Origin of the sequence: Dysgonomonas mossii (assembly GCF_004569505.1) — a bacterium.
GTDB lineage: Bacteria > Bacteroidota > Bacteroidia > Bacteroidales > Dysgonomonadaceae > Dysgonomonas.
In genome coordinates this window covers 1-395 of record NZ_SPPK01000124.1, presented here as the reverse complement: position 1 = coordinate 395, position 395 = coordinate 1, and the positions used below count along the sequence as shown (strand labels likewise).

Genomic DNA, 395 nt, shown 5'->3' with positions numbered 1-395 from the left:
CCGTAAGATTCCGTTGATGACGTCTGATGCCGGCGTATCTGTGCGGCTGGGCGACGTCGCGCGCATCCAGATCGGGCCGGAAATGCGGCGCGGGATTGCCGAATTGAATGGCGAGGGCGAAGTTGCTGGCGGCGTGATTATCATGCGTTCCGGAAAAAATGCGCTGGAAACCATCGATGCCGTCAAAGTCAAACTGGAAAAGCTAAAAGCGAGCTTGCCGCCCGGCGTCGAGATTGTCCCAACCTACGATAGGTCGAGCCTGATCAAGCGCGCCGTGAGCAACCTGAAAGAAAAGCTGATCGAGGAATTCATTGTCGTCGCTGTGGTCTGTGCGCTGTTCCTGTTTCACTTGCGCTCGGCGCTGGTGGCCATCATCACGCTGCCGATCGGCATCC

General features: G+C 57.7%; 1 protein-coding gene. It reads left to right on the top strand.

Annotated features, from left to right (window positions below; all coding sequences use genetic code 11):
* A partial coding sequence (locus E4T88_RS19065) for an efflux RND transporter permease subunit (RefSeq protein ID WP_135107604.1) occupies window positions 1–395 on the top strand: 395 nt, incomplete at both ends.